General features: G+C 46.4%; 14 protein-coding genes. 9 read left to right on the top strand and 5 right to left on the bottom strand.

Features of this window, described 5'->3' with window-relative positions:
- The first annotated feature begins 1 nt into the window (after position 1).
- From FZZ92_RS09535 to FZZ92_RS09495, 9 genes are all read left to right on the top strand, one after another.
- Entirely contained in the window at positions 2-1,252 is a 1,251-nt protein-coding gene (locus tag FZZ92_RS09535; protein ID WP_226423091.1) for a glycosyltransferase family 4 protein, read from the top strand.
- 41 nt (positions 1,253-1,293) lie between these two features.
- The gene (gene hisS, locus FZZ92_RS09530) at positions 1,294-2,586 is read left to right on the top strand and encodes a histidine--tRNA ligase (protein WP_226398730.1); all 1,293 of its coding nucleotides are present in this window, start codon (positions 1,294-1,296) and stop codon (positions 2,584-2,586) included.
- Between the two features lie 2 nt (positions 2,587-2,588).
- Positions 2,589-3,539 carry a UDP-glucuronic acid decarboxylase family protein gene (locus FZZ92_RS09525; RefSeq protein ID WP_226398729.1) on the top strand — a complete coding sequence of 317 codons (951 nt, stop codon included), beginning with the start codon at positions 2,589-2,591 and terminating at the stop codon, positions 3,537-3,539.
- Positions 3,536-4,939 (top strand): nucleotide sugar dehydrogenase, encoded by a 1,404-nt coding sequence (locus FZZ92_RS09520; RefSeq protein WP_226398728.1) that lies wholly within the window; start codon positions 3,536-3,538, stop codon positions 4,937-4,939. The genes FZZ92_RS09525 and FZZ92_RS09520 overlap by 4 nt, the downstream gene beginning before the upstream one ends.
- On the top strand, positions 4,939-5,961 hold the full coding sequence (locus FZZ92_RS09515) for an NAD-dependent epimerase (RefSeq protein ID WP_226398727.1): 1,023 nt from the start codon (positions 4,939-4,941) through the stop codon (positions 5,959-5,961). The genes FZZ92_RS09520 and FZZ92_RS09515 overlap by 1 nt, the downstream gene beginning before the upstream one ends.
- Positions 5,962-6,170: 209 nt before the next feature.
- Positions 6,171-8,162, top strand: coding sequence for a hypothetical protein (locus FZZ92_RS09510; RefSeq protein WP_226423090.1), 1,992 nt, complete (start codon positions 6,171-6,173; stop codon positions 8,160-8,162).
- On the top strand, positions 8,159-9,712 hold the full coding sequence (locus FZZ92_RS09505; protein WP_226423089.1) for a hypothetical protein: 1,554 nt from the start codon (positions 8,159-8,161) through the stop codon (positions 9,710-9,712). Before FZZ92_RS09510 ends, FZZ92_RS09505 begins: the two co-directional genes overlap by 4 nt.
- Positions 9,709-10,800, top strand: a complete 1,092-nt coding sequence (locus FZZ92_RS09500; RefSeq protein WP_226423088.1) for a hypothetical protein — start codon at positions 9,709-9,711, stop codon at positions 10,798-10,800. Before FZZ92_RS09505 ends, FZZ92_RS09500 begins: the two co-directional genes overlap by 4 nt.
- Positions 10,801-10,878: 78 nt before the next feature.
- On the top strand, positions 10,879-11,913 hold the full coding sequence (locus FZZ92_RS09495; RefSeq protein WP_226423087.1) for a hypothetical protein: 1,035 nt from the start codon (positions 10,879-10,881) through the stop codon (positions 11,911-11,913).
- Positions 11,914-12,082: 169 nt separating this feature from the next.
- Here the strand turns inward: FZZ92_RS09495 and FZZ92_RS09490 are convergent, their stop codons facing one another.
- From FZZ92_RS09490 to psbF, 5 genes are all read right to left on the bottom strand, one after another.
- Positions 12,083-13,861 (bottom strand): GSCFA domain-containing protein, encoded by a 1,779-nt coding sequence (locus FZZ92_RS09490; protein WP_226423086.1) that lies wholly within the window; start codon positions 13,859-13,861, stop codon positions 12,083-12,085.
- Between the two features lie 349 nt (positions 13,862-14,210).
- Positions 14,211-15,212: a sulfotransferase family 2 domain-containing protein gene (locus FZZ92_RS09485; protein ID WP_226423085.1), complete on the bottom strand. Its 1,002-nt coding sequence runs from the start codon at positions 15,210-15,212 to the stop codon at positions 14,211-14,213.
- 523 nt (positions 15,213-15,735) lie between these two features.
- On the bottom strand, positions 15,736-15,936 hold the full coding sequence (locus FZZ92_RS09480) for a photosystem II reaction center protein J (protein ID WP_226408986.1): 201 nt from the start codon (positions 15,934-15,936) through the stop codon (positions 15,736-15,738).
- A 10-nt stretch (positions 15,937-15,946) separates the two neighbouring features.
- Positions 15,947-16,066, bottom strand: a complete 120-nt coding sequence (locus FZZ92_RS09475) for a photosystem II reaction center protein L (protein ID WP_006852026.1) — start codon at positions 16,064-16,066, stop codon at positions 15,947-15,949.
- Between the two features lie 8 nt (positions 16,067-16,074).
- Positions 16,075-16,215 (bottom strand): cytochrome b559 subunit beta, encoded by a 141-nt coding sequence (gene psbF, locus FZZ92_RS09470; RefSeq protein WP_226423084.1) that lies wholly within the window; start codon positions 16,213-16,215, stop codon positions 16,075-16,077.
- Between the last annotated feature and the right edge of the window lies 1 nt (position 16,216).

Raw genomic sequence — 16,216 nt, 5'->3', positions numbered from 1 at the left:
CGTGCGGATTCTTTTCGTTCATCAGAACTTTCCAGGGCAGTACGTCCACATCATTCAGCGCCTGGCTCAGCAGGGGCAGCACCAACTGGTGGCCCTGGGGATTGGTGCTCTTGATCGCGGGCGCGGCATGCCCGAGAGCCTTAACCATTTCCGTTATCGCCTTGAACGCGGCAACACCAAGGGTGTTCACCCCCTGGTCATGGAAACCGAATCAAAAATCATCCGAGCTGAGGGCTGTGCCCGTGCTGCTGAGCAGCTCAAGGCGAAGGGCTTCATGCCCGATTTGATCTGTGCCCATCCCGGGTGGGGTGAACCACTGTTTTTGAAGGCGATTTGGCCCGATGCGCCACTGCTTTGCTATCAGGAGTTTTTCTACAACGAGACCGGCTTCGACTCCAACTTCGATCCGGAATTCCAGGACAACGGGAGTTGGCAAGGGCAGGCGAAGCTCACCATGAAGAACGCCTATCTGCATCTCACTCTCGAGCAGGCCGACTGGAACATCTCTCCCACTTATTTCCAGGCCAGCAGCTTTCCGGAGCACTGGCGGCAAAAAATCAGCGTCATCCATGACGGGGTTGATCTTCAGCAGGCCCGGCCCAATTCATCACCGGTGCCGCTGAAGCTGCCTGATGGGACTGTGCTGGAGAAGGGCCAACCGATTGTCACCTTTGTGAACCGTACGTTGGAACCCTATCGGGGGTGCCACACCTTTATCAGGGCTATCCCTGCGCTGCAGCGGCAGCATCCTCAGGCTCGTTTGGTGGTGGTCGGCAGCACCAAGGGAGTGAGCTATGGAGCGGCTTGTCCCGAAGGCGAATGGGGAGACCGGTTTTTGGCGGAGATCAAGGGCCAGTACGACCCGAGCCGGGTGCATTTCACCGGGTCATTGCCCTACAGCCAGTTCATCCCTCTGCTGCAGCTCTCCGCCTGTCACGTTTATCTCACCTATCCCTTCGTGATGAGCTGGAGCCTGCTGGAGGCGATGGGTTGCGGTTGTGCGGTGGTGGGATCCGACACAGCTCCGGTGCGAGAGGTCATCCGTCACGGCCACAACGGTTTATTGGTGGATTTCTTTTCTCCAACTGATTTGGCCGCGGCGGTGGTGGAGCTGCTCAACGACCCAGAGCGCGCTGCTGCGTTTGGTGCGGCCGCCCGTGAGACGGTGGAACGCACCTATGAACTGAATGCCTGTGTCACCCGACAGCTGGCCTTGATGGATCTGGTGGGGAGCCGCAGCATCATGGCCTGAGGCCACCCGGCAGACTGAGCCGCTGTACCTGCATCCCGCACGTGAGTCAGCTCCAGAGCCTCAGGGGCATGGTCGATCTGCTGCCCGAGGCGCTTCAGCGTTGGCAGGCGGTGGAGGCCATGGCGCGGGAGCAGTTCCAGCGGTCTGGGTTCGGGGAGATCCGGACGCCGCTCCTGGAGACAACAGATCTGTTCTGCCGTGGCATCGGTGAGGGCACCGATGTGGTGGGCAAGGAGATGTACAGCTTTCAGGACCGGGGCGATCGCTCCTGCACCTTGCGGCCGGAAGGCACCGCATCCGTGGTGCGTGCTGCCCTCCAGCACGGCTTGCTCAGCCAGGGCGCCCAGAAGCTCTGGTATGCCGGGCCGATGTTTCGCTACGAACGTCCCCAGGCGGGCCGGCAGCGGCAGTTCCACCAGATCGGGGTGGAGTGGCTCGGAGCAGAGCAGGCCCGCAGCGATGTTGAGGTGATTGCACTGGCCTGGGATTTGCTGGCCAATCTGGGTGTGGGTGGGCTGCAGCTGGAACTGAACAGCCTCGGCACTGCGGAAGACCGTCAGGCCTACCGCGCTGCTCTTGTTGCTTGGCTGGAGCAGCGCTCAGAGGCCCTTGATCCTGATTCCCAGGTGCGCCTGAGCACCAATCCGTTGCGCATCCTCGACTCCAAAAACAAGGACACGCAGGCGCTGTTGGTGGACGCGCCCACCTTGGCTGATTCACTTTCTGATGCCAGCCGTGAACGTTTTGCGGAGGTGCAGCGAGGGCTGACCGCCCTGGGGATTCCCTTCCGGCTCAATCCACGGCTGGTGCGCGGCTTGGATTACTACAGCCACACGGCCTTCGAGATCACCAGTGATCAACTTGCTGCCCAGGCCACCGTCTGCGGTGGTGGCCGTTACGACGGCTTGATTGGCCAGTTGGGCGGCCCCCCGACCCCCGCCATCGGCTGGGCTCTTGGAATGGAACGGCTTTTGCTCGTGCTTGAGGCTGCTGCGCAGGCGGATCCTCAAGGTGTCGCCGCCCGACTGACGGCGACTCCATCAGCCGAGGTTTACCTGGTGAACAGAGGTGGCGAAGCTGAGCGCGTCGCCCTGGCCTTGGCCCGGGACCTGCGGGCTGCTGGGCTTCGTGTGGAGCTGGATGCGTCGGGCTCCGCTTTCGGCAAGCAGTTCAAGCGGGCCGATCGCAGCGGTGCGCGCTGGGCTCTGGTGCTCGGCGATGAGGAGGCCCAGGCGGGAATGGTGCGCCTGAAGCCGTTGCAGCAGCAGGGTGAGGAATCCACCGTTGCGATCTCGCCGGTGGCCGCGATTGTGGATGCACTGCGCACCCCCTGAGTATGCAGATCCACCTCGTCACTGGCGGTGCCGGCTTTCTCGGCTCCCATCTGATCGACCGCCTGATGGAGGGGGGTGATGAGGTGATCTGTCTCGACAATTACTTCACCGGCCGCAAGGCCAACATCGCCCGCTGGATTGGCCATCCCCGTTTCGAACTCATTCGCCATGACGTCACGGAACCGATCAAGCTGGAGGTCGACCGGATCTGGCATCTGGCCTGTCCTGCCTCGCCGATTCACTATCAGTTCAATCCGGTCAAAACGGCCAAGACCAGTTTTCTCGGCACATACAACATGCTGGGACTGGCTCGGCGGGTGGGGGCGCGTTTGCTGCTGGCCAGCACCAGTGAGGTGTATGGCGATCCTGAGGTGCATCCCCAGCCCGAGAGTTATTGGGGTTCCGTCAATCCGATCGGTGTGCGCAGTTGCTATGACGAGGGAAAGCGCATCGCTGAAACCCTTTGTTTTGATTACCAGCGCATGAATGGTGTTGAGGTGCGGGTGGCGCGCATCTTCAACACCTATGGCCCGCGCATGCTCCTGGATGACGGCCGGGTGGTGAGCAACTTCATCGTTCAGGCCCTGCGGGGCGAACCACTGACGCTCTACGGAGATGGCCGCCAGACCCGCTCGTTCTGTTATGTCAGTGATCTCATCGAGGGGCTGATCCGCCTGATGAACAGTGAGCGCACCGGGCCGATCAACCTCGGCAATCCCGCTGAATTCACGATCCGCGAGCTGGCGCAGCTGGTGCGGATGCGGATCAACCCGGATTTGCCGTTGGAGGAGAAACCCTTGCCGCAGGATGATCCTCAGCAGCGGCAACCAGCAATTGATCTCGCCCGTCAGCAGCTGAACTGGCAGCCGACTGTCTCACTGGAGCAAGGCCTGGCTCCCACCATCGACTCCTTCCGTAATCTCCTGGGATCTGCCGACGGCTGCGGGACGTGACCATTCAACGGATCTGCTGCATCGGTGCGGGCTACGTGGGTGGCCCGACCATGGCGGTGATCGCAGATCGCTGCCCGCAGGTGCAAGTGCAGGTGGTGGATATCAACCAGGCACGCATCGATGCCTGGAATGATGCCGACCTCAGCAAGTTGCCGGTGTATGAACCGGGGCTCGACCGCGTTGTGGAAAGGGCTCGGGGGCGGAACCTGCATTTCTCCACAAATGTGGGGGCTTCGATCGCTGCTGCCGACATGGTGTTCATTTCGGTGAACACGCCCACCAAGACCAAGGGGCTTGGTGCTGGTCAGGCTAGTGATCTTCGCTGGGTGGAAGCCTGTGCCCGTGAGGTGGCTCAGGCGGCCACCGGCCACACGATCGTGGTTGAGAAGAGCACCCTGCCGGTGCGCACGGCTGCCGCCATTAAAACGATCCTGGAAGCAGCCAGTGACGGAAAGGATCAGCGCACCTTTTCGGTGCTCTCCAATCCCGAGTTTCTGGCAGAAGGAACGGCCATCCGAGATCTTGAGGCCCCTGATCGGGTCTTGATCGGTGGTGATGATCCGGAATCCATTGATGCCCTCGCCGAGATCTACGCCCATTGGGTTCCGGAGCAGCAGATACTGCGCACCAACCTCTGGAGCAGTGAGCTCTCCAAGCTCACCGCCAATGCCTTTCTGGCGCAGCGGATCAGCTCGATCAACTCGATTGCTGCCTTCTGCGAGGCCAGTGGGGCGAATGTGCGCGAGGTTGCTAGGGCGATTGGCACCGACAGTCGGATTGGCCCGAAATTCCTCAATGCTGGTCCGGGGTTCGGTGGTAGCTGTTTCCAGAAGGACATCCTCAACCTGGTGTATCTCTGCCGGCATTTCGGCCTGCCGGAGGTTGCGGATTATTGGGAGAGCGTGGTGGCTCTGAACACGTGGCAACAGCACCGCATTGCCCGGTTGGTGGTGGAGAAGCTGTTCGGCACCGTGACCGGCAAGCGGCTGGCGATTCTTGGCTTTGCCTTTAAAGCCGACACCAACGACACCCGAGAAGCTCCCGCGATTCGCATCTGCCGCGATCTTTTGGAGGAAGGTGCTCAGCTGGCCATTCACGATCCCAAGGTGGCTGCTCAACAAATGGCCCGAGACCTTCAACAGGAGGCAGCAACACAGGCTGATGCTCTCAGTGGAACCGGCAGCTGGGCTGAGGCTGGCACGATCGAAGACGCCGTGAAAGGCGCCGATGCCGTGTTGGTGCTTACTGAATGGCAGCAATACAGCAATTTGAATTGGATGTCTCTTGCTGGTCGGATGCGTAAGCCGGCATGGGTTTTTGATGCGAGAGCTGTCACCGACCCCGAACAGGTGAGAGCGGCGGGCCTCACCCTTTGGCGTGTGGGGGATGGAGAGGGCTAATGGCGCGCACAGTTCTTGTCACTGGAGCGGCCGGCTTCATTGGTGCAGCGTTGTCGATTCGTCTGTTGGAGCGTGGTGATCGGGTCGTCGGCCTCGACAATCTCAACGACTACTACGACCCCAGTCTCAAACAGGCGAGGCTCCGCCAGATCGAAGCCGTGGCTCCGGCCGGAGCTTGGCGCTTTGAGTGCTTTGCTTTGGAAGATGGTGAGTCGTTGACGGCACTGTTTGCCGAGGAACGGCCCCAGGTAGTGGTGAATCTGGCGGCCCAGGCAGGAGTCCGCTACTCCCTCGAGAACCCGGCGGCCTATATCCAGAGCAACTTGGTGGGCTTCGGCAATCTGCTTGAAGGCTGTCGCCACTACGGCACGGAAAATCTTGTTTACGCCTCAAGCAGTTCGGTCTATGGCGGCAATCGCAATCTTCCATTTCACGAACGTCAGCCGGTGAATCACCCGGTGAGCCTTTATGCCGCGAGTAAAAAGGCCAATGAGTTGATAGCCCACACGTACAGCCATCTCTATGGGCTGCCGGCTACAGGGCTGCGTTTTTTCACGGTGTACGGACCTTGGGGGCGACCCGATATGGCTCCAATGCTGTTTGCCCGGGCGATTCTTGCGGGTGAGCCGATCAAGGTGTTCAACCACGGCAAGATGCAGCGCGACTTCACCTACATCGACGACATCGTTGAAGGGGTGATGCGCTGCTGCGACAAACCAGCGACTGCCAATCCTGACTTCGATCCGCTTCAACCGGATCCGGCCACTGCGGCGGCTCCACATCGGGTGTTCAATATCGGCAATAGCCAGCCCACTGAACTGTTGTGTTTCATCGAGGTGATGGAGCGGGCGCTCGGTCGTGAAGCGATCAAGGATTTTCAGCCGATGCAGCCTGGTGATGTGGTGGCCACTGCCGCTGATACATCAGCTCTGGAGAACTGGGTTGATTTTAAACCTTCTACATCGATTATTTTTGGGATCGAGAAGTTTGCAGAATGGTTCATTCGTTTTTATAAATTCTGAATATAGTCTCGCTCAGCTTCAATGCCCCAGATTTTTGCTGTCAGGCTCAGTTAATCTGCTAGTGACCATATTCTTTCGAGTTGCATTTGAACCACTCATTGTGATGTAGAAATTAGCTCCATCCATCGGTCTATAATGTAGTACCCTTGGTATAGGCAAAGCAATGATGGCGTTGTAAGCATTTGGTTTAACTGCTCACAAGAACTATGATGAGTCTGATTCAACAGCTTCACCAGGAAGAAAAAGATAAAAATTATCAGAAGTTCTGCGAGATCGCTGACGAGATTTTATGCGGCGATGAATTTATCGGCTCTCCTGTTTTGATGCGACAAATTCAGGCGAGACGGGATTTCTATCTTGATCAGTTATTCAATCAACGCTCAAGGTCAATTAAAACTTGCCATATCGTCGAAAAGATAGATTCCGATAGCCGTGAAGTTCTCAAAAAATGTTGCCCTGGCTTTAAGAGTCTGATTGATTTACAAGGGAATGAAAATAATTTGGCGAGTACACATCAATCCGCTTCAACTTATATTCAATATAAGCTTATCGATGCAATAATAACCAAGAGAAAAGAGCTCAGACTGTCTTGGGATAATGATTACAAAAAAGATGGTCAAGATATTTATTGTTTTCAAGTTCTTCTGGAAACTGGATTTAGGGTCACACCATTAAGACGAAAAACCTCTCAAAAGTTCACTGAAGGCTACATGGATTATTTGTTAGAATTAGATAATGAATTTATGCCGATATTGATCGTTTGCTTCGATGAAGTGGCAAGTATTGTTGATAGCGTTAAATGTATTCCCTTCCCTTCTGCACTTCGAGGTGCTTATCACTACTCTGAACTTGTAGATTGCTGCAATGTATTTTCAGGGATTTCTGCCATAGATGAATTTACTAAAAACTTCATTGAGGCTGGAGAAGTGCAGGAAATACAAGAAATACTAATCAGTCCTGAAAATTATGATATGGGACTTGTGTATAGCAACGAAGATTTCCGCAGATGGATTAATATTGTGCATGGTATTAATATAGTCCAAAAAATATCGGATGATGATAAAAATGTTCTCTTCTTGCCCGAGAACTCCTATCCAACAATATCTCTAATTGTCAATGGCTTCACTACATCATTGACAAATGAATCATGCGATTCTGCAAATATCTTGATTGTGGATGATTCTGATTATGAACCATTATATAAGTTATCGGCAAAGACTCCAAAAAATGCTAACGATCAAGAGTATGTGCATAAAATAGTGTTGCCATTCATCCACAATCAAACTAAAAAATTTCAAACAGATACAGTTCTAGCTCTTCTACAATCTGCTAATCATGCACATTTAGCATTACATCCACCTCGCAGCCCAATTTCAAATTTCGAAAACGACAATCCTCCTACTGAATTAGAAAATCCTGAAATATTGGTCATCGTTAATGTTACCGAAGCTTCTTCTGTGACTGAAGAATTTTTACTTTCTTTGGTATTTCAACAAAATATTCATATATCTCGTTTTATTTTCCTTGTAAATCCTGATGACGAGGAAAAGCTTAAGGTAATTTATAAAACACTTGCTGCTAAATGGAATTGGAAAATAAAATATTCATTCAATGGCGATGTAGACTACCTACAACTGGTCATAAGGAAAACACCAAATATATTATTTGTCAATCAATATATAATTTTGCAGGATCCAAACACACTAAGGATTCTTGCAGATGATTTGAAAAAATATCATTCTTTCTCTACTGGGTGCCTGTTAAGCCATTTACAGTCAGCTCAAAAACATCAACTATATTTTAATAATAGTGCAGGCCTCTATCTTTCATTAAGCTCTTATTCCGAAACAGGACGCATCGTATTGCAAGCAAGGAATATTATAAAAACATTGCCACCCACAGAAATCTGTGTTTTATCCAATCATTTTGATTTGGGCTTGTACGACAGCAAACTCTTACTATCAAATAAATTAGAGCACCATCATTTAACGAATATCGAGCAATTCCTTGTACAAGCATCCTGCGAAGCGCCTTTGAAAGGCTTTCATAATGTCTGTACAACCAAGGTATGTGCAAATTATTTACGGAGTCCTACCCTGAATATGTCGTTAACATTAGATGCCGAAACTTCACTGAATGTCATTACTAATTTAGCGCCCTTGCTTAATAAAGTTACATCATTCAGCAATTTATTGCCATGAGAATAACTTTCATAGTACCTAGCCCGCAATGGCTCACAGCAGCAGGTGTCAGGATAAGATATAAAAGATTAGAGCCCTTTTTTGATAAAAAGGGATGCATAATTTGCATCATTCCTGTTCAAGATGTAAGAGTGAGATTAATTCAAGAAGCTGATTTTGTTATCATCTCGAAGGTTTTCTCGACTGACTCCCTTTATATTATTTCTCTTTGCCGTACTTTAGGCGTAAAAGTCGGCATTGATCTTTTCGATGATTACTTTAGCGAACCAAAATTAAGTGTTTTCCGTAAATTTCATGATTGGCTGGAATTGGCTTCTAAAATTATTGATTTCATATTATGCTCGACAGATAGGATGAAACATGTTGCTTCCAAATTCATCAATCCTGATTTGATTTATAAAATTAACGATACAAAAGACCCCAATATATCCTTTTCTGAGACCAAAAGCTTCGTCGAGCAAAAAAGTAAGACAGTCTCGGATAGCAAGTCTTTTAACGTTCTTTGGTTTGGTATCGGAGATAATCCGTATTTTAATGTTGGGATAAATGATCTATCCAATTATTCCAATGCTCTTTTTCAGATCAACAAAATATCTCCTTTAATAAATCTGACTATTCTTACCAATGAAAGGGCATTGACGGCGAAAAATTTGACAAGGATTTCTAGACTTCCAATGCAAGCAAAATTAGATATATGGACAGAGGCCAAAGAAATAAATTATTTAAGGGATGCAAATCTTGCATTTATGCCTGTTAGTCACCAGAGATTTTCCATAGCTAAATCATCAAATCGTTGTTTGACTGCACTCACTTATGGTTGTCAGGTTTTATCCAATGGCTTTGACCTATATTCAGATCTCTCAAAACTGATTTATCAGTCAACAAGAGACTTCGTTGCGGATTATAAAAATGGAACTTTCAGGTTCAATCAAGATACAATTTCCGTCTTCGAAACTATATGTTCGACTTCGTACGACTGCGAAGCTGAAGTTGGCAAATTCCTGACATTTCTACAATCAAAAGTATTTACACTGCCAGCCAGGGATTCAGTTAAGTTTTGTATTGTCAATAGCAAACCGCAGCCTCTCAATCCAGAGCTTAATATTAGAAACTCGCTGTTCCCCATCATTGATGGATCCACACTGTCTATGACAGCTGATGCTAATTTTGGCATCGAAAAATATGGTGATATAATCTATTTTGTTTTTGCCAATCATCTAGAAGATCTATTGCTTGAGAGATGGCACAAATACCTTCGATATAAATATCCTCAAGATGCTTACGCCGAATTAAAACAACAGTATCGTATTCTAAGTGTTCAGTACGTAGAAAATAGCATTCCTGAAAGTACGGCTGATTTGGAAAGGTTAATCACTGCTCGGTATGCGGAGAAAAATCCTGATCGGATTTTAGGCTTGCTCCAAAGTGAAATACATCAATCAATTGTCTCCCCATGTCTGCGTAATCTTTTGATGATTCTCTTTGGATGCGAAAATGTATTTTACTCTGATTTTCACACCAGAATTAAACCCCTCAAAGTACGGATATGAAGACCAAGGTGATCGGAGGTTTTGTTGTCAACTTATTGCAAGATGTCAATATCTTAAGGCCACTTATTTATATTACTGCGGATGATATAGGCATCAATCCTCTTATCTTGGTGACAAAAGCATTTATTCAGCGAGATAAATCGCAAACATGGATGAATGAATTGCAAAGCATATCAGATGATACACAAGCAACTCTTATGATCATGGATAGCCTTATCGATGTTTGGCAAGAATTAAATTCTTATACAAGTGGATTCCTTGTCTCAGCAAGTGAAAGTGATTTACATTCACACAAAGAGACCCATGAAATTTTTAAAGTAGCTCCATCATGTATTAGTACAGTTACATTACAGCATGGCTTTGAGTGTGTTGGATTTTTGATGAATAAGCATCATCAGAAACACCATGGCAACTCAGTAGGATTTGCGTCGGAGTATATTTGTGGCTGGACTCCGAAGGAACTTCAACGGAATCTGAGGCAACTTCAACATTCCCGTTACTACAATCTTGGGCCTACGGCATGGCTGAAGTACACCAGCAAGCGTAAACTCACTTCAGACGTTGAAGATCGCAGTGTTCCACAAATGGGAATAGTTTGTGAGAACTTACATTCTGTCCGGTTTGGAGAGAATTGCAGTGTAAATCTTTTTATGCAGCAGTTCTTCGACCTTGCTGAGTATCTAGACGCCAAAGGAAAACAGATAGCACTCAGGCCACATCCTGGTGGCCAATATTCAATTAACAGTGAAGCTTCACTGCCTAAAAATGTAGTTCTTGTCAACCAACCATCCTACAAGGTGAATTGGCAGTCTTATTCATTCGGTATCTCAGCACCTTCCTCAGTTTTGTTTGATTTAATGGTCAATAAAGTTCCTGTTATGGTTTGGCAAGACCAGCAGCAAACGATTGATATTTCTCAGCATGCTTTTCTACCGGTGGCGCAAAATGCAAAGGATATGATCTCATTTGCAGAGTACCCTCTAAACATTGCTTCTTCATTTAGGAATCAACAGCTCAGTGCGATTCTTCGAGACAATGATGAAATTACATCCAACTATATTCAATTCTTGCAAATACTGTGTACTTGAATTTTATGTTGAACTCTGTCTTTGTTGAACTCTGTCTTTTCTCTGAATTAAAAGTAATTTTTCCCGGAGTCTCTTAAGATGAAAATATCCGTTCTTTGTGAGACAATTCAAGCGACTCAATCAATTGCATATTTTTTTGATCAATCTCTTGTGCCTGATGATCAAAAAGTCAAGTTTCAACTTCATGCATGGGCTGAGTTAAAACACCTTGATACTTTCTCTAGATACCTTACCCTTTTTGACTGTGAATATTTAATCCTTTCTCGCTGGTATTCGCCGGACCATATTCATGAAATCCTTCGCGAAGCACGTAACAATGGCAAGAAGGTTTTTCTGCATCTGGACGACTTCTTATTCTCTGTTCCCAAATCCATTGGTATTAAGAAGTGGCGTCATTATTCGAGTGCCAAGATGTTAGAGGCTCTTTATGCGGCAGCAGAATTATCAGACGGGATCATCGCATCAACAAATCTATTGGCTAATCAAATTAATGAAATTCTGCCCTCGACTGAAATTTTTGTATTGCCTTATTGGCGACATTTTGACAATAGAAAATATAGCTGTACTGACTTTATAAAAAGAGTTTATCCTGTTATTGGCTACATGGGTACCCAAACCCATGCGGATGATCTAGAGCTGCTTACTCCCGATTTAGATCAAGTGCTACATAGAAATCCCTCCATTGTATTTGAGACTTTTGGAATCGATATGCCTAAACTACTTTTTGAAAAGTATCCAAATCGATGTTCAACACTTGATAAAGTAGAAAGTTACGAGGAATTTCAGTCAGTTTTGTCTTCTCTAGGCTGGTGGGTTGCTCTAGCCCCTCTCACCCAAAATATATTCAATTACTGCAAGACCAATACCAAGTTTGTTGAATATATCCAGGCTGGTATTCCTGTCATTGCTTCAAACTATGGTCCCTATCAGAATACCCCGACGATAAGCGACAACCAAATTGGAGATCAGCAATGTTCTTGGCTGGAAAAGATTGAAACAGTTATCTTTTCTAAGGCCAGCAGAAACCTTCTATATGAACGCCAGATTCGATATTGCAGCGATTTTTCTGATCCTAATGTATTGGTTGGCTTTTATAGATCAATTGCATGTTAGACACGTAGATATTTCAGGTTCATCAAGAGTGGTTTTGTATTATACCGTATTTCATTATTGGAGCGGCTTTTTTTTGCTTTGCTTTGCTATATTTTGGACCAGACAACATCTATTGCTCTAGTCTTATTATTGCATACTGTAGACCTCTTGCATTCGTCAATAAGTTTATTTATCTAGACAAAATATTAGGAATTGATTCACGAAAATAATCTTCATTCAAGTGTACATCATCTGTTCCTACCCTAATAGCATATTTGTCGAGAGAGAATCCTGTGTCTGATATGCTCGTAGAGGGTTGAGCTAAAATAATGCCCGCCTTTATATAATCTCCTAGTATACGGTCCAGCAATTCATTGAAATAAGTGTTGTAAACTATTTGTGAATTCGAATTCAAATAAATAGATCCGAATCGTATTAATGCGCATGATTCTGAGGGTAATGGGCTGACAATCCAGCGTATATCCTTTGGTTGCAAACAGGTAAGTGCTTGTTGAATTATTCTCTTGGCGTAAGTCAAACGTTGAGTTATTTTTGAATCAAATAATTCTGGAATTTCATTTATACATGAAATCATGGGTATCTCAGGTGACATTTTTTCTGTAAAAGTGCCATGGAAGCGAAGGAAATAATCACCCATCAAGCCACCAACAAAAATCAATCTTGTGCGTTTTGATGTTTCAAACCTTTCGACTTGCTCTCTTGCATTTTTGGCAAATTTATTCAGCTTTATATTTTTTGCAGAGCCATCATTGGCGAAAGTGCATATATCTTTGGTTTGTACAGCTTTTTTGGGGTTTATCCCATTTTTAATTACTCTTCGGTCAACAATGCAGAAGTCATTTGCAAATTGATGCCCAACGTATGTTTTGAGGGCTTTAACAAATGAATTCATATGGCTATCACCAATTATCTCTGTGTGATGACATTTCCTCGTTTCTGATGTTATAAGTTGATTATTTTGTAAGTCTGAGTACATTTCAAGGAGTTGCTCTTCACATTGAATATCTAAGTCTTCGGAGGGTATGGTATTAATGGATTCAAAAGGGCAATGCTCTAAAAAAAAGTATTTCATTACATTATCAACAGTTGATTGCTTTACAGTTCTCAGATTTGAATCATATGACCCTTGGTAATAACGTGGGTTTGTGACTACTTCGTATGAAGGGAAGTAATCGATAGAGGATCTTTCTGATAATTTTGCTGCCACTGCTCTTAAAGTGGCCTTTGAGTATGTGTTGGCAACTAAAATGTGCTGCTTGGAAGCTGTTGCCGTCAAAGGAACTGGCGATACTGTGAGTATTGTTTTAAATCCTTTTCCTCCCCTAAAAGCTTTGACTATTCTGAAAAATTCTTTGAAATCCGAAATAATTGAATCAAAACTATAGTTTTTGAATTTATATACTTTGTCATTGAACTTCCCTGCTATGACGCCAGGTGCGCTTGGGAATACTACTTTGTCTTTTCTACGAATCCAAGCTTCTGTAAGTCCTAGAGTAAAAATAAAGACATCTAACTCCTTGAGAACAGATCTAACAGCTTGTAGATGTTGCAGCCTATGTTCTGTTACTTCATCGCTTGAGTTAATTGGCGAGGAAATTGCTCCTGGCCTTAGAGCATCAATGAAATTTCCATCTTTTTCCCATGCAATATTTGAAATTGGGATCTCTCCAATGCTCTCTTTTGCTAATTGTAGTAATTGGGCTACAGTGTATATATTTCCATAATTTGCACTGTAATCACATGACTCTTTGTCTAGAACTTTGAATCCATTGCTTTTCAAGCTTCGTGATACATGTTGAGCAAAGCATGAGCCGGCAGTTGCTATGTGATCCGATTGACTTATCAAAAATTTTTTTGTGTAAATATTGTCTAGTGATTCTGGTCTTTTTTCTGCTACCGCTTTTTTCCAAAATGATTTGTCGCTTAAGCCGAGATATGGGTTGTTCATGTTTTTTTGACGACGTCAGTAGAGGCACTCTAATTCACCCTTTCATAGCCACCGCTCTTTCGCCTCCTTTATCGCTGCCAGATCTGTCGGAGTCCTGGCCGGTTTTAACAGAGACTCCCTCTGGTCTTGCCCGGTTCCTTTTGGCTCAATACTTGCTTGAGCTGGGTGATTTTCGGTTGTCATTGTGAAACGCTATATACGACAGGTCCAACCACGCTCAGATCATCTCTGTGGCCAAAATAGGTTGCATTCTCATTTTCAACTTAGAGGCCGGCTCTTGCCTCCTTAGGCGCACTTATTTTTTCGTGCAATCTGCAGAGCCTTAATCACTTGAGAGCAACCTTTGTTTTCAGTACATTTGCCTCAACCAATAGTCCATCTCTTCTTCGCCATTATTTATTGTCTGCAGATATAGAAGGATGTCGTGAAAATATAAAAAACCCACTTTTTTAATTAAATCGGGATTATACATGTTTTCTGCGATTGGTTTTTGCGATTCTGCCATTGCCGATCCAATCAATTCCCCTGGGGTTTTGTAACTTAATTCGATTGAGTCTTTGCAGCCATAGGATGTATGGATTGAGTTGAATGGCCTTACGTCTTCTAGAGTTAGGCCTACTCTCTCTTGTATTGTGGAGGCAGTCTTTTTGTATTGTTCGAGTGGAAGGTAGTCGTGATAATTTTTGTAGATTAAAAAGTCGCACTGATCTTGAATGTGTTCGTTTGCTTTCTTGAGGTTTGGATTATGCCATAGGATCTCAACAAAATCCGCGAATGTTGTTTTGTTGTTTGTTCCCATGATTGATTGGGTTACTTCATAGCTTTTGTCGTTGTCATCTTTCCCGCTATTGCACAATTTGTCACAATAGAAAGATAGTAGTCTCTTGAACGGATTTCTTAAAACTACAAATGTATAGTCTGCTATTAAAAGCTCTTTATTGGAGGCCGCAAAGCTTGAATTGTTTTTGTGAATCCAGTTTATGTCTTCAATTCCCGAAATTGCTCCATTTGCCTTGGCGATCGAAAATCTTAAGGTTGAGCAAGAGTTTTTTGGGATCCACGTGCAGATTGAATTACTTTTGAGGTGAACTAATGTATGTCGTCTCGAGAATTCGTGATCTTCATTTTTTTCGATTGAGATTGGATTGTTGAACGATTTAGAGAAAGTTAGCTTTGTGTTGTCACCATCTAATTGATTGGATTTGGAATGACTTTCCAGGGGTACTATATCTCTTATTGTTGTTTTGAGTATTTCGTCAACGACTCTCGACTTTGCTTTGCTTTGGTCTAAGTCTCTGGCAAGTTTTTTGTTAAGGTCATTCAGATCTCTTATCATTTTATCTTTGTCCATTGTGGGCGCTATGAATTGATTTGATCTTGCGATAACAAGATACCTGGAATTCTAGCCAGGCGCTCTAAGGATATGATATGGTCTTGTAATACTTCTATTGTTTTGTAAGGGCGAATGATAGAAAGAGTCGAACCATCAATTAGTGAGCTGATACTTCGCATTGACTCCGCTATGTCTGCGGAGAATGATGAGCTCACTTCGTTGCGACAAGAGATTGCAGTCTTGAAGGAGGTGGAAGCAGAAAGAGATGAGGCGCGAAGAGAAGCAGAGCTGACCTTGTTACAATTGCATCAATCCCAACAGGAGCTTCAGCACTACTATCTACTGTGTCAAAAACAGTCCGAGATGTTAGACGTAAGTGCAAAGCTCCAGGCTAGAAGTTTCGCTCTGATCATTAATGCTAAAAATTAGAGCCATGTGATCCGACGGACTAAGGCTCAGGATGATGTTTAAGTTACGTTGATAATTGATCAATAAAAAACCGGCATTATGCCGGTCTTGATTTTGGTCTGATCAAATTTTCTCAAGCGGAGCCAACGCCGGTGTAGGAACCGTAGAAAAATAGACCCACAACAAACAGGACGGCCATTCCACCTGCAGTAGCGACAAGCCACAGAGGAAGGACGCCTTCGGTCCAGCGGCTTCTCCAGGGCACAGCCGGTGTGCCATCAGGATTGCGATCGGGAATTCGACCGTCGGGATATTGGGATTTTTTTCCGCTCATGGAATAAACCTCAGTTGAAGAAGTAGCTGGACATGAGCACGCCGGTCACGAAGACGAACAGCAGACCCAGATAGAGACTGGTGCGGTTGAGCTCAACCGGAAGGTTGTTGGGATTGGGATTGCGTTCCATAGGTCAGATCAGCGGCGAATGAACTGCATCGCGCCGAGGGCGCCAAGGAAGAACACAGTCGGGATGCCGAGGGTGTGCAAAGCCAGCCAACGAACCGTGAAGATCGGATAGTTGCGTGGCGTTGTGGCGACGGGGGTTGATTGTGTCATG

This window comes from Synechococcus sp. MU1611, from assembly GCF_020514255.1.
In the GTDB taxonomy this organism is placed as follows: domain Bacteria; phylum Cyanobacteriota; class Cyanobacteriia; order PCC-6307; family Cyanobiaceae; genus Parasynechococcus.
This window is presented reverse-complemented; position numbering and strand designations above follow the sequence as displayed.

Excerpts from the sequence above, each read along its gene's own strand:
- FZZ92_RS09525 (WP_226398729.1), top strand. The coding sequence starts at position 2,589 with ATGCAGATCCACCTCGTCACTGGCGGTGCCGGCTTTCTCGGCTCCCAT.
- FZZ92_RS09515 (WP_226398727.1), top strand. The coding sequence starts at position 4,939 with ATGGCGCGCACAGTTCTTGTCACTGGAGCGGCCGGCTTCATTGGTGCA.
- FZZ92_RS09510 (WP_226423090.1), top strand. The coding sequence starts at position 6,171 with ATGAGTCTGATTCAACAGCTTCACCAGGAAGAAAAAGATAAAAATTAT.
- FZZ92_RS09505 (WP_226423089.1), top strand. The coding sequence starts at position 8,159 with ATGAGAATAACTTTCATAGTACCTAGCCCGCAATGGCTCACAGCAGCA.
- FZZ92_RS09500 (WP_226423088.1), top strand. The coding sequence starts at position 9,709 with ATGAAGACCAAGGTGATCGGAGGTTTTGTTGTCAACTTATTGCAAGAT.
- FZZ92_RS09495 (WP_226423087.1), top strand. The coding sequence starts at position 10,879 with ATGAAAATATCCGTTCTTTGTGAGACAATTCAAGCGACTCAATCAATT.
- FZZ92_RS09490 (WP_226423086.1), bottom strand. The coding sequence starts at position 13,861 with ATGAACAACCCATATCTCGGCTTAAGCGACAAATCATTTTGGAAAAAA.
- FZZ92_RS09485 (WP_226423085.1), bottom strand. The coding sequence starts at position 15,212 with ATGGACAAAGATAAAATGATAAGAGATCTGAATGACCTTAACAAAAAA.
- FZZ92_RS09480 (WP_226408986.1), bottom strand. The coding sequence starts at position 15,936 with ATGAGCGGAAAAAAATCCCAATATCCCGACGGTCGAATTCCCGATCGC.
- FZZ92_RS09475 (WP_006852026.1), bottom strand. The coding sequence starts at position 16,066 with ATGGAACGCAATCCCAATCCCAACAACCTTCCGGTTGAGCTCAACCGC.
- psbF (WP_226423084.1), bottom strand. The coding sequence starts at position 16,215 with ATGACACAATCAACCCCCGTCGCCACAACGCCACGCAACTATCCGATC.